Annotated in this window: 13 protein-coding genes; 8 read left to right on the plus strand and 5 right to left on the minus strand. The window is 71.5% G+C overall.

The genetic code is table 11. The features are described 5' to 3' along the window. Positions 1 to 53: 53 nt before the first annotated feature. The gene (locus ACIBUY_RS12570; protein WP_365567484.1) at positions 54 to 704 is read right to left on the minus strand and encodes a response regulator transcription factor; all 651 of its coding nucleotides are present in this window, start codon (positions 702 to 704) and stop codon (positions 54 to 56) included. A gap of 76 nt (positions 705 to 780) precedes the next feature. Further along, positions 781 to 2,358: a sensor histidine kinase gene (locus ACIBUY_RS12575; protein WP_399152542.1), complete on the minus strand. Its 1,578-nt coding sequence runs from the start codon at positions 2,356 to 2,358 to the stop codon at positions 781 to 783. Positions 2,359 to 2,936: 578 nt separating this feature from the next. On the opposite strand from ACIBUY_RS12575, the gene ACIBUY_RS12580 reads away from it, so the two are divergent. From ACIBUY_RS12580 to cseC, 5 genes are all read left to right on the plus strand, one after another. Beyond that, positions 2,937 to 3,848 (plus strand): A/G-specific adenine glycosylase, encoded by a 912-nt coding sequence (locus tag ACIBUY_RS12580; RefSeq protein WP_365567488.1) that lies wholly within the window; start codon positions 2,937 to 2,939, stop codon positions 3,846 to 3,848. Between the two features lie 192 nt (positions 3,849 to 4,040). Beyond that, positions 4,041 to 4,583, plus strand: coding sequence for a SigE family RNA polymerase sigma factor (locus ACIBUY_RS12585; protein ID WP_365567490.1), 543 nt, complete (start codon positions 4,041 to 4,043; stop codon positions 4,581 to 4,583). A gap of 32 nt (positions 4,584 to 4,615) precedes the next feature. Further along, a complete protein-coding gene (locus ACIBUY_RS12590; protein WP_399152543.1) occupies positions 4,616 to 5,254 on the plus strand; it encodes a hypothetical protein in 639 nt (212 codons plus the stop codon). Positions 5,255 to 5,269: 15 nt separating this feature from the next. Beyond that, entirely contained in the window at positions 5,270 to 5,986 is a 717-nt protein-coding gene (gene cseB, locus ACIBUY_RS12595) for a two-component system response regulator CseB (protein ID WP_365567492.1), read from the plus strand. A gap of 37 nt (positions 5,987 to 6,023) precedes the next feature. After that, positions 6,024 to 7,481, plus strand: a complete 1,458-nt coding sequence (gene cseC / locus ACIBUY_RS12600) for a two-component system sensor histidine kinase CseC (RefSeq protein WP_365567494.1) — start codon at positions 6,024 to 6,026, stop codon at positions 7,479 to 7,481. Positions 7,482 to 7,540: 59 nt separating this feature from the next. Here cseC and ACIBUY_RS12605 read toward each other — a convergent pair whose 3' ends face one another. Then, positions 7,541 to 8,122: a TetR/AcrR family transcriptional regulator gene (locus tag ACIBUY_RS12605; protein WP_365567496.1), complete on the minus strand. Its 582-nt coding sequence runs from the start codon at positions 8,120 to 8,122 to the stop codon at positions 7,541 to 7,543. Positions 8,123 to 8,270: 148 nt separating this feature from the next. Between ACIBUY_RS12605 and ACIBUY_RS12610 the strand changes: the two genes are divergently transcribed. Both ACIBUY_RS12610 and ACIBUY_RS12615 read left to right on the plus strand, forming a co-directional pair. After that, on the plus strand, positions 8,271 to 9,062 hold the full coding sequence (locus ACIBUY_RS12610; protein WP_365567498.1) for an SDR family oxidoreductase: 792 nt from the start codon (positions 8,271 to 8,273) through the stop codon (positions 9,060 to 9,062). Between the two features lie 22 nt (positions 9,063 to 9,084). Then, the gene (locus ACIBUY_RS12615) at positions 9,085 to 10,245 is read left to right on the plus strand and encodes a low temperature requirement protein A (RefSeq protein WP_399152544.1); all 1,161 of its coding nucleotides are present in this window, start codon (positions 9,085 to 9,087) and stop codon (positions 10,243 to 10,245) included. 134 nt (positions 10,246 to 10,379) lie between these two features. On the opposite strand, the gene ACIBUY_RS12620 is transcribed toward ACIBUY_RS12615, so the two are convergent. Next, positions 10,380 to 12,068 carry an MDR family MFS transporter gene (locus ACIBUY_RS12620; protein WP_365567502.1) on the minus strand — a complete coding sequence of 563 codons (1,689 nt, stop codon included), beginning with the start codon at positions 12,066 to 12,068 and terminating at the stop codon, positions 10,380 to 10,382. A 167-nt stretch (positions 12,069 to 12,235) separates the two neighbouring features. On the opposite strand from ACIBUY_RS12620, the gene ACIBUY_RS12625 reads away from it, so the two are divergent. Further along, on the plus strand, positions 12,236 to 12,820 hold the full coding sequence (locus ACIBUY_RS12625) for a TetR/AcrR family transcriptional regulator (protein WP_365567504.1): 585 nt from the start codon (positions 12,236 to 12,238) through the stop codon (positions 12,818 to 12,820). Between the two features lie 28 nt (positions 12,821 to 12,848). On the opposite strand, the gene ACIBUY_RS12630 is transcribed toward ACIBUY_RS12625, so the two are convergent. Beyond that, complete coding sequence (locus ACIBUY_RS12630; RefSeq protein ID WP_365567507.1) at positions 12,849 to 13,472, minus strand: M23 family metallopeptidase; 624 nt, start codon at positions 13,470 to 13,472, stop codon at positions 12,849 to 12,851. Positions 13,473 to 13,945: the final 473 nt, after the last annotated feature.

The raw sequence follows: 13,945 nt of genomic DNA on the forward strand, positions 1-13,945 counted from the left end.
CGCACCAGCGGTGAACGGGGCGGCGCGAGGCGGTTCCTGACATCAGCTCAGCACTACGTCAGCAAGCCCGCCTCGTACGCCACGATCGCCGCCTGTACGCGGTTCTTGACCTCCAAGCGGTCGAGGACCGCGCTGACGTACGCCTTCACCGTGCCCTCCACGAGGTGCAGGCGCCCGGCGATCTCCGGGTTCGACAGGCCCGCGCCGACCAGGGCCAGGACCTCGCGCTCGCGCGGCGTCAGCGACTCGACGCGGCTGCGGGCCGAGGCCTCGCGCGTGAGGCGGCCGCCGCCGAGGCCGTCGATGACGTGCCGGGCCACCTTCGGCGACAGGAACGCGGCGCCGTCGGCCACCGCCCTTACGCCTGCCATCAGTTCGTGCGGGTCGCCCGACTTGAGCAGGAAGCCGGTCGCGCCGCCGCCGAGCGCCCGCGCGACGTACGCGTCCTCGGAGAACGTCGTCAGCATCGCCACCGCCGTGCCCGGCACCGTGGCCGTGATCTCCTCGGCCGCCGCGAGGCCGTCCAGGCGTGGCATGCGGATGTCGAGCAGGGCCACGTCGGGGCGGTGTGCCTGGGCGAGCGTCACCGCCTCGCGGCCGTCGGCGGCCTCGGCGACGACCTCGAAGTCGCCGCCCGCCGCGAGGATCGCGCTGACGCCCGCGCGGACCATCGCCTCGTCGTCGGCGAGGAGGACCCTGATCACCGAGCCCACTTCACAGCGCCCGTTCCCGTTCTTGTCATCCTTCTCATCGCGCCCGTTCCCGTCCTTGTCATCCTTGTCATCGCGCCCATTCCCGTTCCTCCTCCTGCACCTGGTCCGACGTGCCCGCCTTGGGGATGACGGCCTTGTCGACCAGTTCGTGGTCCGTGCCCGTCGTGTCGAAGCAGAGCCTGAAGTGGTCGACGGTCACGAAGAGTTCGCCGCTCGCCCGGTAGTAGCGGCAGTCCGCGTGCGCGGGCGGTGGCGTGGGGGCGCGCTCGACGGGCGGGTCGCTGATCTCGCGCTCGGGCAGGCTCGGCTCCGCGTCGGCCAGGGGCATGCCGATGCGCAGCTGCGCGTACGCGTGCGGAGTGAGGACGGCGTGGGTCTTCGAGTACGCGTACCAGGTGAACGCCCCGCCGATCAGCACGGTTCCCGCGACCGCCGCCGCGCCGAACGCCAGGCCCACGCGGCGTCTTGCGGTGCGGCGGGCCTGCACGAAGCCCGCGCCGTTTCGCGCGGGGGGCGGCGTCGTGCCTGGTGCGGGCAGGTGGGCCCTGACCCGGAAGCCGCCCTTGTGCGGGCCCGCGTCGAAGGTGCCGCCGAGTGCGGTGATCCGCGCGCGCAGGCCCAGGAGCCCTGTGCCGCTGCCGGTGCCGTCCCCGGGCGGGGGTGCGTGTGGCGGGCGGGAGTTGGTGACCGTGAGCGTCGTGTCCGTCGCCTCTACGGTGACGGGGGCGCCCGGCGCGTACTTGGCGGCGTTCGTGAGGGCTTCCTGGACGACGCGGTAGGCGGTGCGGTGCGCGGTGCGGTCGGTGGGGGCCGGGGTGCCGAGGAGGCGGACCGGGAGGCCCGAACCCGCCGCCCGTTCCACGAGGTCCGCGATGCTCTCGCCGGGTGGGGCGAGCGGGGCCTGTTCGTCGTCCTCCTCGCGCAGCAGGCCGATGATGCCGTGCAGCCGGTCGGTCGCGTCGGAGGCGGCGGAGCGGAGTTCGGCCGCGGCCGTGCGGTGCTTGTCGGCGAGGCCCGGGGTGACCTGGAGGGCGCCCGCGCGCAGGGCGATCAGGCTCAGTTCGTGGCCCAGGGAGTCGTGCATGTCCTGGGCGATCCTGGCCCGTTCGCGCAGCCTGGCCCGGTCGGCGACGATGCGGTGCTCGCGCTCCAGTTGCTCGGCTCTGGCCCAGCCCGCGGCGGTCAGTTCGCGGCTCTGGCGCCAGTAGCGGCCGATGAGCCAGGGGAAGACCGCGCCGAACAGGAGCGTGCCCATGAGGACGAGCCACTCCGCGGCCGGGTCCACCTGGCGGAGGACGATCTTGGCCGTGCCGGTGGTGGCGAGGGCGGCGAAGGCGAGCAGGGCGGGGCGTACGGCCGGGGAGCGCAGGCCCATCAGGTACGCGAAGGCGGCGAGGGCGGGGCCGTAGGAGAGGGTGAACAGGGACGACGCGATGGCCAGGGCCGGGGTGGCCGCCAGGACGAAGGCGGTGGCGGGGTGGCGGCGGTGTGCCGCGGTGGCGGCGGCGAGTACGGCGAGGCCGGTGAGCTGCTGCCAGGCGGGGCCGGGTTCGTGCAGACGCAGCTGCCGGACGGCGAGCACCGGCAGGGCCAGCGCAGCCCAGAGCGCCAGATCCGCGAGGACTGCTCGGCGTCGGATGGTCACCCCACCGACGGTACAAGCGCCCACGACCCCCCTGCCCCTGCCGATCGTCAGGGGTTGTGGGGCTTGGCCGGGTTCGGTGCGCTGTTGCTTTCGTCGTGGGGCGGGGCCGTGTCGGGGTACCTCCTCGGCCGGGCTCCGGTTACTGCTGCTCGTGCGCCTACGGCGCGGCATCCCGGGTACGGTCCCTGCGGTGTCCTGCGGGGGCACCCCGACACGTCCCCTCAGGTCGCCGAGCGGCCAACCGCCGGTGGGACCGCACCCTTCGATGCGGGCTGCGCCCGCCCCGCCTCCGGCTGCGGGGCGCCCCCGCCCCTGGGCATCCGGTCACCCCGCCCCCGCCTTGGGCAGTCTGCCGCCTTGGGGCGGCACGGGTGGGCAAGGCGGCCCCCGAGCGCCGGGTGCGCGATACAACAAGGGCCCAGCCCGACCCCGGTCGAAGACACAAGCGCCGGGTCACCTTTCAAACAGGCGCCCAGCCCAACCCCGGTCAGAAACCCGTACCCCCGGCTCACCGCAGGAACAGGCCCCAGGGCGGTGCGCGCTCAGCGGAGCGTCGGCGTGGCAGGATTTGGGGTGCCATGACTGCGCTCACGAAGACCCCCGAGAACGTCCCCGGCCGCTCCGATCTTCACGAACCCGTCATCGACTGGTTCGACGACCACGCCCGAGACCTGCCCTGGCGCCGCCCCGACGCAGGCCCGTGGGGCGTGATGGTCAGCGAGTTCATGCTCCAGCAGACCCCGGTGAGCCGGGTCCTGCCCGTGTACGAGCAGTGGATCGCCCGGTGGCCGCGCCCCGCGGACCTCGCCAAGGAAGCACCCGGCGAGGCCGTACGCGCCTGGGGCCGGCTCGGCTACCCGCGCCGCGCCCTGCGCCTGCACGGTGCCGCCGTCGCCATAACGGAACGGCACGGCGGCGACGTGCCGACGAGCCATGCGCAGTTGCTCGCGCTGCCCGGGATCGGCGAGTACACGGCCGCGGCCGTCGCCTCGTTCGCGTACGGACAGCGGCACGCCGTGCTCGACACGAACGTGCGGCGGGTCCTGGCCCGCGCGGTGGCCGGCGCCCAGTACCCGCCGAACGCCACCACCGCCGCCGAGCGCAAGCTGGCCCGCGCGCTGCTGCCCGAGGACGAGGGCGTCGCCGCCAAGTGGGCCGCCGCCTCGATGGAGTTGGGCGCTCTGGTGTGCACCGCGAAGAACGAGCAGTGCCATCGGTGTCCGATCGCCGCCATGTGCGCGTGGCGGCTCGCCGGCAAGCCCGCGCACGACGGTCCCGCGCGGCGCGGGCAGACGTACGCCGGGACGGACCGTCAGGTGCGCGGCAAGTTGCTGGCCGTCCTGCGGGAGGCGGTCGCTCCGGTTCCGCAGGCCGCGCTGGACCGCGTATGGGACGAGCCGGTGCAGCGGGCCCGTGCGCTGGACGGGCTGGTCAGCGACGGGTTGGTGGAGCCGCTCGCGGGCGGGCTCTACCGGTTGCCGACGAGCTGAACCGGCCCTGTTTCTCAGGCTCTTCCACGGCTGCCCCCAGGTTCGTTACACAACCGACGGACAGCCGTGCGTTCGTCGAAGGCTGGAGCGGACAACGCCGTGACAACGCCTCCGTAGCTTTTTCCTCGTAGCCGCACACGACCGGTGCGGACACACAAACGGGGACTGGCAGAAAACGGGAGGCGGTTGATCATGGCGCACGGCGGCGAGGTGCTCGAGTTCGAGGAGTACGTCAGGACGCGGCAGGACGCTCTGCTGCGCAGCGCCCGGCGACTGGTCCCGGACCCCGTCGACGCCCAGGACCTGCTGCAGACCGCGCTCGTGCGGACGTACGGGCGCTGGGACGGCATAGCGGACAAGCGGCTCGCCGATGCCTACCTGCGTCGGGTCATGATCAACACGCGGACCGAGTGGTGGCGGGCGCGGAAGCTGGACGAGGTGCCGACCGAGCAGCTGCCGGAGTCCGTCGTGGACGACTCCACGGAGCAGCACGCGGACCGTGCCCTGCTGATGGACGTGATGAAGGTGCTGGCTCCGAAGCAGCGCAGTGTCGTGGTGCTGCGACACTGGGAGCAGATGTCCACAGAGGAGACGGCCGCCGCTCTCGGAATGTCGGCCGGAACCGTGAAGAGCACGCTGCACCGGGCCCTGGCCCGGCTCCGTGAGGAGCTGGAGAGCCGTGACCTGGACGCCCGCGCGCTCGAACGTGAGGAGCGGGAGCGTTGCGCGGCCTAGGCATACGTGCCTCTCGTAGGGCCCTGCGGGTCTTGAAGGCGGGGAGTTCGGCGATCGCCGGGCTCGCCGCCCTCGGGCTTTTTGCCAGTGTGCTCGCGGCCTGTTCGGCCGGGGGCACGGGCGCCCGGGACGAAGGGCCCGCGCGTTCGGATCCGGTGGCGTCGACCGCGCCGGCCGCGACCGCGAGCCCCGCACCCACCAAGACCCCGCAGTCGGTGAACGCGGTGCGTCTGGTGCAGGACGACCCCAAGGTCAGCACCGACATCAAGCGCGACCTCAAGCCCTGCGTGGCCAACGAGTACCCGGTCGACGTGTCGTACGGCAACCTGACTGGCGGTGCGGCGAACGATGTCGTGGTCAACGTGATGACCTGCGGTGATGCCGTCGGCATCGGTACGTACGTGTATCGCGACGAGGGCGGAAAGTACCAGAATGTCTTCCAGGCCGAGGAACCCCCGGTCTACGCGGAGATCGACCGGGGTGATCTCGTGGTCACCAAGCAGGTGTACGAGAAGGGTGACTCGGTGGCCTCTCCGTCGGGCGAGGAGGTCCTCACGTACCGCTGGAGCACGGACCGCTTCGCCCTGCAGAACCGCATACACACCGACTACAGCCATGCCGTCGACGGGGCCTCCCCCGTCCCCAGCGACGGCGCGCTGAGCGCACCATGAACGGACGGAGAACCCATGGGTGAGCAGACCCACGTGCTGTTCGTCGAGGACGACGACGTCATCCGCGAGGCCACCCAGCTCGCTCTGGAGCGCGACGGCTTCGTGGTCACCGCCATGCCCGACGGGCTCGCGGGCCTCGAGGCGTTCCGCGCCGACCGGCCCGACATCGCCCTGCTGGATGTCATGGTGCCGGGCCTGGACGGGGTCTCCCTGTGCCGTCGCATCCGGGACGAGTCGACCGTGCCGGTGATCATGCTGTCCGCACGGGCCGACTCCATCGACGTCGTCCTCGGCCTGGAGGCCGGGGCCGACGACTACGTGACCAAGCCGTTCGACGGGGCCGTCCTCGTCGCCCGGATCCGCGCCGTGCTGCGCCGCTTCGGCCACGCGGGCGGGCCGTCGGCGGCGGGTTCCGGCGCCACCGAGGAAGCGCCATCGGCGGCGGGCGGCGTCCTGAACTTCGGCGATCTGGAGATCGACACGGAGGGCATGGAGGTCAGGAAGGACGGTGCCCCGGTGGCCCTGACGCCGACCGAGATGCGGCTGCTCCTGGAGTTCTCCTCGGCCCCCGGCACCGTGCTCTCGCGTGACAAGCTCCTGGAGCGCGTGTGGGACTACGGGTGGGGCGGGGACACCCGCGTCGTCGACGTCCACGTGCAGCGACTGCGTACGAAGATCGGCCAGGACCGGATCGAGACGGTCCGTGGCTTCGGCTACAAACTGAAGGCTTGAGCGGGTCGACTCGGGTGGGTCTGATGGAGAAGTGGACATGAGGGGGACCGTGGACGACGCTGCGGCCGGGGGTACCCGCGCCACGGTCACGCGCACTCCCGGCGCGCCCGGCGTGGACCACGTCGCCGCACGCCCCCGCACCACCCTGCGCACGCTGCTGCCCCGGCGGCTGCGGCGCAGCCTGCGGACCGGAGTGCGCTGGAAGATCAGCGTGGCGATCGCGCTGGTCGGCGCGCTCGTCGCCATCGCCCTCAGCCTCGTCGTGCACAACGCGGCACGCGTCTCGATGCTGGACAACGCACGCGACGTACAGGACGAGCGGATCCAGTTCGTGCAGCGCCAGTACCAGGGGCGGCCCGGCGGCAATCTGCCCGTCGGCTTCAAGGTCAACGATCCGACGATGCCCGCGGCCCTGCGCGCCAAGGCACTCGACGGGCGCCGCGCCACCTACGTCTCGGAGTCGTCCAGCGGCGTGCCCGACATCTGGGCCGCGGTCCCGCTGAGCAACGGCGACCTGCTCTCGGTGCACACCCGCTTCACCGACCGCAGCGCCACCGTCATGAACGACCTGGACCAGGCCCTGCTCATCGGCTCCATCTCGGTCGTCTTCGGCGGCAGCGCGCTCGGCGTGCTCATCGGCGGCCAGCTCTCGCGCCGCCTGCGCAAGGCGGCCGGCGCCGCCCGCGAGGTCGCGCAGGGCCGCACCGAGGTGCGCGTCCGGGAGGCCATCGGCGGTGTCGTGCGCGACGAGACCGACGATCTGGCGCTCGCCGTGGACGCCATGGCGGACGCGCTCAAGCAGCGCCTCGAGGCCGAGAGACGGGTCACCGCCGACATCGCGCACGAGCTGCGCACCCCGGTCACCGGGCTGCTCACCGCCGCCGAGCTGCTGCCGCCGGGGCGCCCCAGTGAGCTGGTCAAGGACCGTGCGCAGGCGATGCGCACCCTCGTCGAGGACGTGCTCGAAGTGGCGCGGCTCGACAGCGCCGCCGAGCGGGCCGAGCTGCAGGACATCATGCTGGGCGAGTTCGTGGAGCGCCGGATCGCGGCCCGCGCCGCCGACGGCGTCTCCGTGCGCGTCATCCATGAGTCCGAGGTGACCACCGACCCGCGCCGCCTGGAGCGGATCCTGCTCAACCTCCTCGCCAACTCCGCCAAGCACGCCCGGCCGCCGATCGAGGTCAGCGTCGAGGGCCGTGTCATACGGGTACGCGACCACGGCCCCGGCTTCCCCGAGGACCTCCTCGAGGACGGCCCGAGCCGCTTCCGCACCGGCGCCGCCGACCGCGCGGGCCACGGCCACGGCCTCGGCCTGACGATCGCGGCGGGGCAGGCGCAGGTGCTCGGCGCCCGCCTGACGTTCCGCAACGTACGGCCGCCCGGCGCCGATCAGGAGACCCCGGCCGAGGGCGCGGTCGCCGTGCTGTGGCTGCCCGAGCACGCGCCGACGAACACCGGAAGCTTCCCGATGCTGCAGCTGCCCGACCCTCGGTGACGGACCTCCGGTGACCGCCTTCCGGTGACCGCCTTCCGGTAGCGCCTTCCGGTAGCGCCTCAACTCCCTTGTCGTACGAGGGAGTCGGCGAGCCGCTCCGCCTCCTCGGCGCCCAGCGGGGCGTGCCCGAGCAGGAAGCGGTACCAGAACACCCCGTAGATCTGATCCACCATCAGATCCAGGTCGCCGTCGGCCGCCAGCTCGCCCCTGGCCTGCCCGCGCGCGAGCACCTCGCGCAGCGCGGCCCTGCGCAGCCCGGTGAACTCCCGCATCAGTTCGGCGAGATGGGGGTCGCGGGCCGCCTCCCTGACCAGCGTGCGCAGCGCGGGCCCGGTCGGCTCCGAGTGCGCCGCCTCGAACGTGGCGGCCACCACCGCCCGCAGTTCCTCGCGCAGTGACCCGGACGCCGCCGACGGCACCTGCCTCTCCGCCTGGTCCGTCAGCGCGTCGAGGAGCACCGCCCCCTTGGAGGGCCACCACCGGTACAGCGTCTGCTTGCCGACGCCTGCCTCGCGGGCGATGGCGTCGACCCCGACCGGGGTGCCGTCCGCCTGGGCGAGCAGGCGCAGCGCGGCGTCGAGCACCGCGCGGCGTGCCTCTTCGTTGCGACGGCGGCCCGTATGGGCCCGCTCAGCGCTCATCGCTGCCACCTCAATTCCCCGAGAATCCCATTGACGAGACCGTGAGTCTCGACAATACTCTACTTACCGAGACCGGCAGTCTCGACAAGGCACTCACAGCGCCTCACGACAACTCAAGAGCCCGCAAGGGGAAAAGGACAGAGTCACCATGGCTGCTGCAACACCTTCCGGCACCCCCAGCACCTCCAGCACTCCCAGCACCGCTGACACCACTGACACCACCACCGGCCACGCCGTCGTCATGGGCGGCTCCTCCGGCATCGGCGAGGCCACCGCCGCCCTCTTCGCACACGGCGGCGCCGAGGTCACCATCACCGGCCGCGACCAGGCCAAGCTCGACGAGGCGGCCGCCCGGATCGGCGGCAAGACCGCCACGTACCGCATGGACGCCACGGACCAGCAGGACGTCGAGGCCTTCTTCGCGGACACCGCCCCGATCGACCACCTGGTCCTCGCGGTCAGCGGCGCCGCGGGCAGCGGCCCCTTCGACGGGCTCGACCTGGCCGAGCTCGCGCAGGGCTTCGACGCCAAGTTCTGGCCCCAACTGCGCATCCTCCAGGCCGCGTTGCCGCATCTGACCGAGCACGCCTCGGTCACGCTCATCACCGCCGCCTCGGCCCGCGCCGCGTTCGCCGGCACCTCGGGCCTGGCCGCGATCAACGGCGCACTGGAGGCGATGATCCCGCCCCTCGCCGTCGAGCTCGCCCCCCGCCGCATCAACGCGGTGTCGCCCGGCGTCATCGACACCCCCTGGTGGGACCGGGTCCCCGAGCAGCAGCGCAAGGAGCTCTTCGCGGGGCTCGCGGCGACGACCCCGGTGGGCCGGGTCGGCAGGCCGCAGGAGGTGGCGCAGGCCATCAACTCCCTTGCCACGAACGGCTTCATCACGGGCGTGGTCCTGGACTGCACGGGCGGGGCGAATCTCCCGACGGGCCGCTGACCGGCCGGGTTACTCTCCCGCCATGACCCAACTGTCAGCCGTTGAGCAGGAGTTGCCCCGCCGCGCCACCTGGTTCGAGCTCTTCGGCGACCTGGTGTTCGTGGCGGCCGTCGGCCAGACCACCCACCGCATCGGCAGCCATCCGCACGCGGCGTCGATCGCCGCCGCGGCCGCGCTGTTCGTACCGCTGTGGTGGACCTGGGTCCTGTACGCGGTCCGCGCCAACCGCGCGGACCGCGACCGGACCGTCCAGCGCCTGCTCACCACGGCGGGGCTCGCCGCGGTGGCCGGGATGGCCGTCTTCCTGGGCGGGGTCGGCCACGGGCGCGGCGCCGACGCCGGGTTCGTCGTCGCGTACCTGGGCGCGCGGGCGGGCGTCGCCGCGCTCTACCTCTGGGACCTGCGCAGCGAGCCCCGCCTGCGCCGCATCACGACGGCGTACCTGACGGGCTCGGCGCTCACCGGATCGATCTGGCTCACGGCGACCTTCGCCCTCAACGGGACCGCGCGCTACGTCACTTGGGGCGTCGCCATGGCGGGCGAGCTGATCCTGCCGCTGCTCGCCGGGCGGCGGCTCGGCGACAGCACGGGCGACGCGGAGCACCTGCGCGAGCGGTTCGGCCTGTTCACCATCATCGTCATCGGCGAGAGCGTGCTCGGCTTCACCAACGGCCTGGTCAAGGCGCACACCGCCCCCATGGCGGCGCTCAACGCCGCGGCCGCCTTCGCCCTCTCGGCCGGCCTGTGGTGGTCGTACTTCAGCGCGTCGAGCACGCGGCCCGGCGCCCACGAGGCGCTCGCCTCGGGCGGCCGCCACATGCACGCGTACGTCTTCGGGCACCTGCCCATCCAACTGGCCCTGGCCGTCACCGGCGGCGCGGTCGGCACGGCCGTCTCCACCACGGGCCACCACCTCAACGGCGCGCTCGCCGCCTGCGTCCTCGGCGGCACCGGCGTCTTCCTCGCCGCGACGGCCCTCGTCCGGGCGTCCTTCACGGGCGTACGGGAGCAGGTCGTCCTGATCCGGCTCGCGACGGCCGCGCTCACCCTGTGCCTGCTGCCCCTCGCGGGGACGCTCCCGGTGGCGGCGACCCTTGCGATCCCCGCGGCGCTGCTCGCGGCCTCGGTCGCGGCAGAGACTCCGGGGCACCGCAGGCGGCTCGCGTTCCAGCAAGCCGGATGAAATGCACGTACCGGATGAAATGCACGTAGAGGAAATACGCGTAGAGGAAAAGCACGTAGCGGAAAAGGCAACGGCCCCGGCGCGCAGGGGCGCCGGGGCCGAAAGAGCCGAGGGCGGTTGAGGGAGCGGTCCGCTCAGACGGACTCTGTCACCGTCTCACCACTCCGCGCGGCGTCCCCAGCCGCACCACCCTCGACCGGCTTGTTGTCGGCCACCTCACCGCGGCCGGACTCGGCGGCGGCCGCATCGCCCCGACCCGGCTCGGCACCGTCACCGTCCTGCTTCTGCGGACCCGCACCGCGCAGCGTGACCTCCTTGACGAACCACGCCGCGACCATCGCGCCGATCGCCACGATCGAGCCCAGCAGGAACGCGGAGTGCGTACCGGAGGAGACCGCGAACTGGTAGGCCTCGCGGGCCGGCGCCGGGAGCATCTTCAGGTGCTCCGCGTCCAGTTGCGCCGACTGCTCGGTGACCTTCCCGCCGAGCGCCCCGGCCCGCTCGGTCATGACGTCGGTCACCCTGTTGTTGAACAGCGCGCCCATGATGGCGACGCCGAACGACGAGCCGAGGGTGCGGAAGAGCGTCGTCGAGGACGAGGCGACGCCCATGTCCTTCATCTCCACGCTGTTCTGCGCGACCAGCATCGTGATCTGCATCAGGCAACCCATGCCGGCGCCGAGCACGGCCATGTACACGCCGGAGGTGAAGCGCGAGGTGCCCGTGTCCATCTGCGCGAGCAGGAACAGGCCGGCCACCATCAGCACGCTGCCGACGACGGGGAAGACCTTGTACTTGCCGGTGTTCGTGGTGACCCGGCCCGCGACCAGCGAGACGACCATCATCGCGAGCAGCATCGGGAGCAGCAGCAGACCGGAGTTGGTCGCGGACGCACCCTGCACGGCCTGCTGGTAGAGCGGCAGGAAGAGCACGGCGCCGAACATCACGAAGCCGGTGATGAAGCCGATCAGGGACATCAGCGTGAAGTTGCGGCTGCGGAAGATGTGCAGCGGCAGGATCGGCTCGGCGGCCTTGGTCTGCCAGAACACGAACCCGACGAGCGCGGCGACGCCGATGCCGATGAGCTCCATGATCATCGCGGAGCCCCAGGCGTACTCGGACCCGCCCCAGGTCGTGACCAGCACGATCGAGGTGATGCCGACGGTGAGCAGCCCGGCGCCGAAGTAGTCGATCTTGGCCGCGGAGCGCTTCTTCGGCAGGTGCAGGACCGCGGTGATCATGATCAGCGCGACGGCACCGATCGGCAGGTTGATGTAGAACGCCCAGCGCCAGCCGAGGTGGTCGGTGATGGTGCCGCCGACCAGCGGTCCGCCGATCATCGCGAGCGCCATGACGCCGGCCATCATGCCCTGGTACTTGCCGCGCTCCCGGGGCGGGATCAGGTCACCGATGATCGCCATGACGCCGACCATCAGACCGCCGGCACCCAGACCCTGGATGGCGCGGAAGCCGATCAGCTGCCCCATGTCCTGGGCCATGCCGCTGAGCGCGGAGCCGACCAGGAAGATCACGATGGAGGTCAGGAAGGCGCCCTTCCTGCCGTACATGTCGCCGACCTTGCCCCAGATGGGAGTGGAGGCGGCGGTGGCGAGCGTATAGGCGGTGACCACCCAGGACAGGTGCGCGAGCCCGCCGAGCTCTCCGACGATCGTCGGCATCGCAGTGCCCACGATCATGTTGTCGAGCATGGCGAGCAGCATGGCCATCATCAGCGCCATGAGCACCACGCGCACACTGCGCGGCTGCTTCGCGTTCGCCTGCCCCTGGTCCTGTTTCGCCGCTGTCGCCGCTGCCTGCGCCATGACCCTCAACTCCCCCTATAGCCGGTTCGGAGAAAGCGATCCGGGACTTACTTGCCGCCCGGCTAGTTGCTTACAATGAGGAAGGTAGAGCGGTAACTAGCCGGGCGTCAAGTAAGTTTTCTCCCAGGGGGGCCACTCCAAGGGAACTCCCAGGAACGGGGCATGCGATGGTCACGGGCAGCAGCAGCAAGCCGCAGCAGCGGCGCGGGAACACCCGCCAGCGCATCCAGGACGTGGCCCTCGAGCTGATCTCCGAGCAGGGGTACGAGAAGACCTCGCTGCGGGAGATCGCGGAGCGCCTGGGGGTCACCAAGGCCGCGCTCTACTACCACTTCAAGACCAAGGAAGACATCGTCGTCAGCCTCTTCGAGGACCTGATGACGCCGATCGACGAGCTGATCACGTGGGCGGGCGAGCAGCCCAGGACCCTGGAGACCAAGCAGGAGATCCTCACCCGCTACGGCATCGCGCTGGCCAACGCGGCCCCGCTCTTCCGCTTCATGCAGGAGAACCAGGCGCAGATGCGCGAGCTGAGCATCGGCGAGAACTTCAAGGACCGGATGAAGGCCCTCCTCGACCACCTGCTGCCCGAGGACGTGACGATGACCAACCGGGTGCGCTGCTTCAGCGCCCTGTTCTCCATGCACGCGGGGATGTTCGTGCTCAAGGACGTCGAAGGCGACCTGGAGGAGAAGCGCAAGGCCGTCCTCGAGGTCGCCACCGAGCTGGTCACCCAGGCCCACGAGGGCTGAGCACCGGGGTCGTCCCACAGGGGGTCCGTCAGACGCGGACGCCCTTGGAGTTCATGAACGCCACCGGGTTCACGGCCGAGCCGTAGTTCGGCGTCGTACGGATCTCGAAGTGCAGGTGCGGGCCGCTGGAGTTGCCGGTGTTGCCGGACAGCGCGATGTGCTGGCCCGTGGCGACGGTCTGGCCGACCCGCACGTCGATCCGCGACAGGTGCGCGTACTGCGAGTACGTGCCGTTGCTGTGCTTGATGACGACGGCGTTGCCGTACGCCGGGCCGTCACCGGCGCCGTTCGGTCCTGCCTTGACGACGGTGCCGCCGTGCACGGCCATCACGTTCGTGCCGACCGGGACGGCGAAGTCCTGGCCGGAGTGCTTGCCGGTGGCCCACATGCTGCCGCCCTGGGCGTAGCCCGCGGAGAGCGTGTAGTTCTTGACCGGGTCGATCCAGGAAGCGGACTTCTTCGCCTGCGCGGTGGCCTGCGCCTCTATGGAGGCGGCGGCCACGCCCGGCAGGGCGGACGTCGACGCGGTGTCTGCGGCGAACGCGGCCCCGGTCCCCAGCGCCGCCGACACCCCGAGGCCCGCGGCCACGACAGCGGCGCGCTTGCGGAGGATCGACGTACCGGAATGGTGGGACGTGGTGCGCTTTGACATGCGGGAGACCTCTTAGAGCTTCGGGGACAAGGGGGTCCTGCGGGCCTGGGGGCCCTGCCGCCCTCCGGGTGTTTCGAGCGGACCCGGTGGACATGAAGGGACCCGGCACACGTCCTCGTGGCACCGGGTCGGCCATCCCTTGGTAACCCCCACCCCCACCCGGCCCCAAAACGCCGATCTACTACGCGGACTCGTACCTCCGCGCGGGGATCGCGGTCCCTTGACACCGGGACGACCGAGACCTTGGTCCGCCGGATTTATCCCCTGATCTCTCGTTTAAGCCCACATCACGGGCTTGCCCCGAGGCCTCGCACGCGCCCCCGGACCCCACCCAACCCAATTCGGACAAATCACCAGAACCCATCGACCACGTAACGACTCCCCAGCGAGCCCCCCGATCCACTATTTCCCCTAGTACCGGACAAATCGCCTGTGCCTCATGTCACCGGTGGGCAAGATCGAACCCCCGGCGG

Origin of the sequence: Streptomyces sp. NPDC050085 (assembly GCF_044460595.1) — a bacterium.
GTDB lineage: Bacteria > Actinomycetota > Actinomycetes > Streptomycetales > Streptomycetaceae > Streptomyces.

Coding starts and splice junctions, on each gene's coding strand:
- ACIBUY_RS12580 (WP_365567488.1), top strand. CDS start 2,937: ATGACTGCGCTCACGAAGACCCCCGAGAACGTCCCCGGCCGCTCCGAT.
- ACIBUY_RS12585 (WP_365567490.1), top strand. CDS start 4,041: ATGGCGCACGGCGGCGAGGTGCTCGAGTTCGAGGAGTACGTCAGGACG.
- cseB (WP_365567492.1), top strand. CDS start 5,270: ATGGGTGAGCAGACCCACGTGCTGTTCGTCGAGGACGACGACGTCATC.
- cseC (WP_365567494.1), top strand. CDS start 6,024: ATGAGGGGGACCGTGGACGACGCTGCGGCCGGGGGTACCCGCGCCACG.
- ACIBUY_RS12605 (WP_365567496.1), bottom strand. CDS start 8,122: ATGAGCGCTGAGCGGGCCCATACGGGCCGCCGTCGCAACGAAGAGGCA.
- ACIBUY_RS12610 (WP_365567498.1), top strand. CDS start 8,271: ATGGCTGCTGCAACACCTTCCGGCACCCCCAGCACCTCCAGCACTCCC.
- ACIBUY_RS12615 (WP_399152544.1), top strand. CDS start 9,085: ATGACCCAACTGTCAGCCGTTGAGCAGGAGTTGCCCCGCCGCGCCACC.
- ACIBUY_RS12620 (WP_365567502.1), bottom strand. CDS start 12,068: ATGGCGCAGGCAGCGGCGACAGCGGCGAAACAGGACCAGGGGCAGGCG.
- ACIBUY_RS12625 (WP_365567504.1), top strand. CDS start 12,236: ATGGTCACGGGCAGCAGCAGCAAGCCGCAGCAGCGGCGCGGGAACACC.
- ACIBUY_RS12630 (WP_365567507.1), bottom strand. CDS start 13,472: ATGTCAAAGCGCACCACGTCCCACCATTCCGGTACGTCGATCCTCCGC.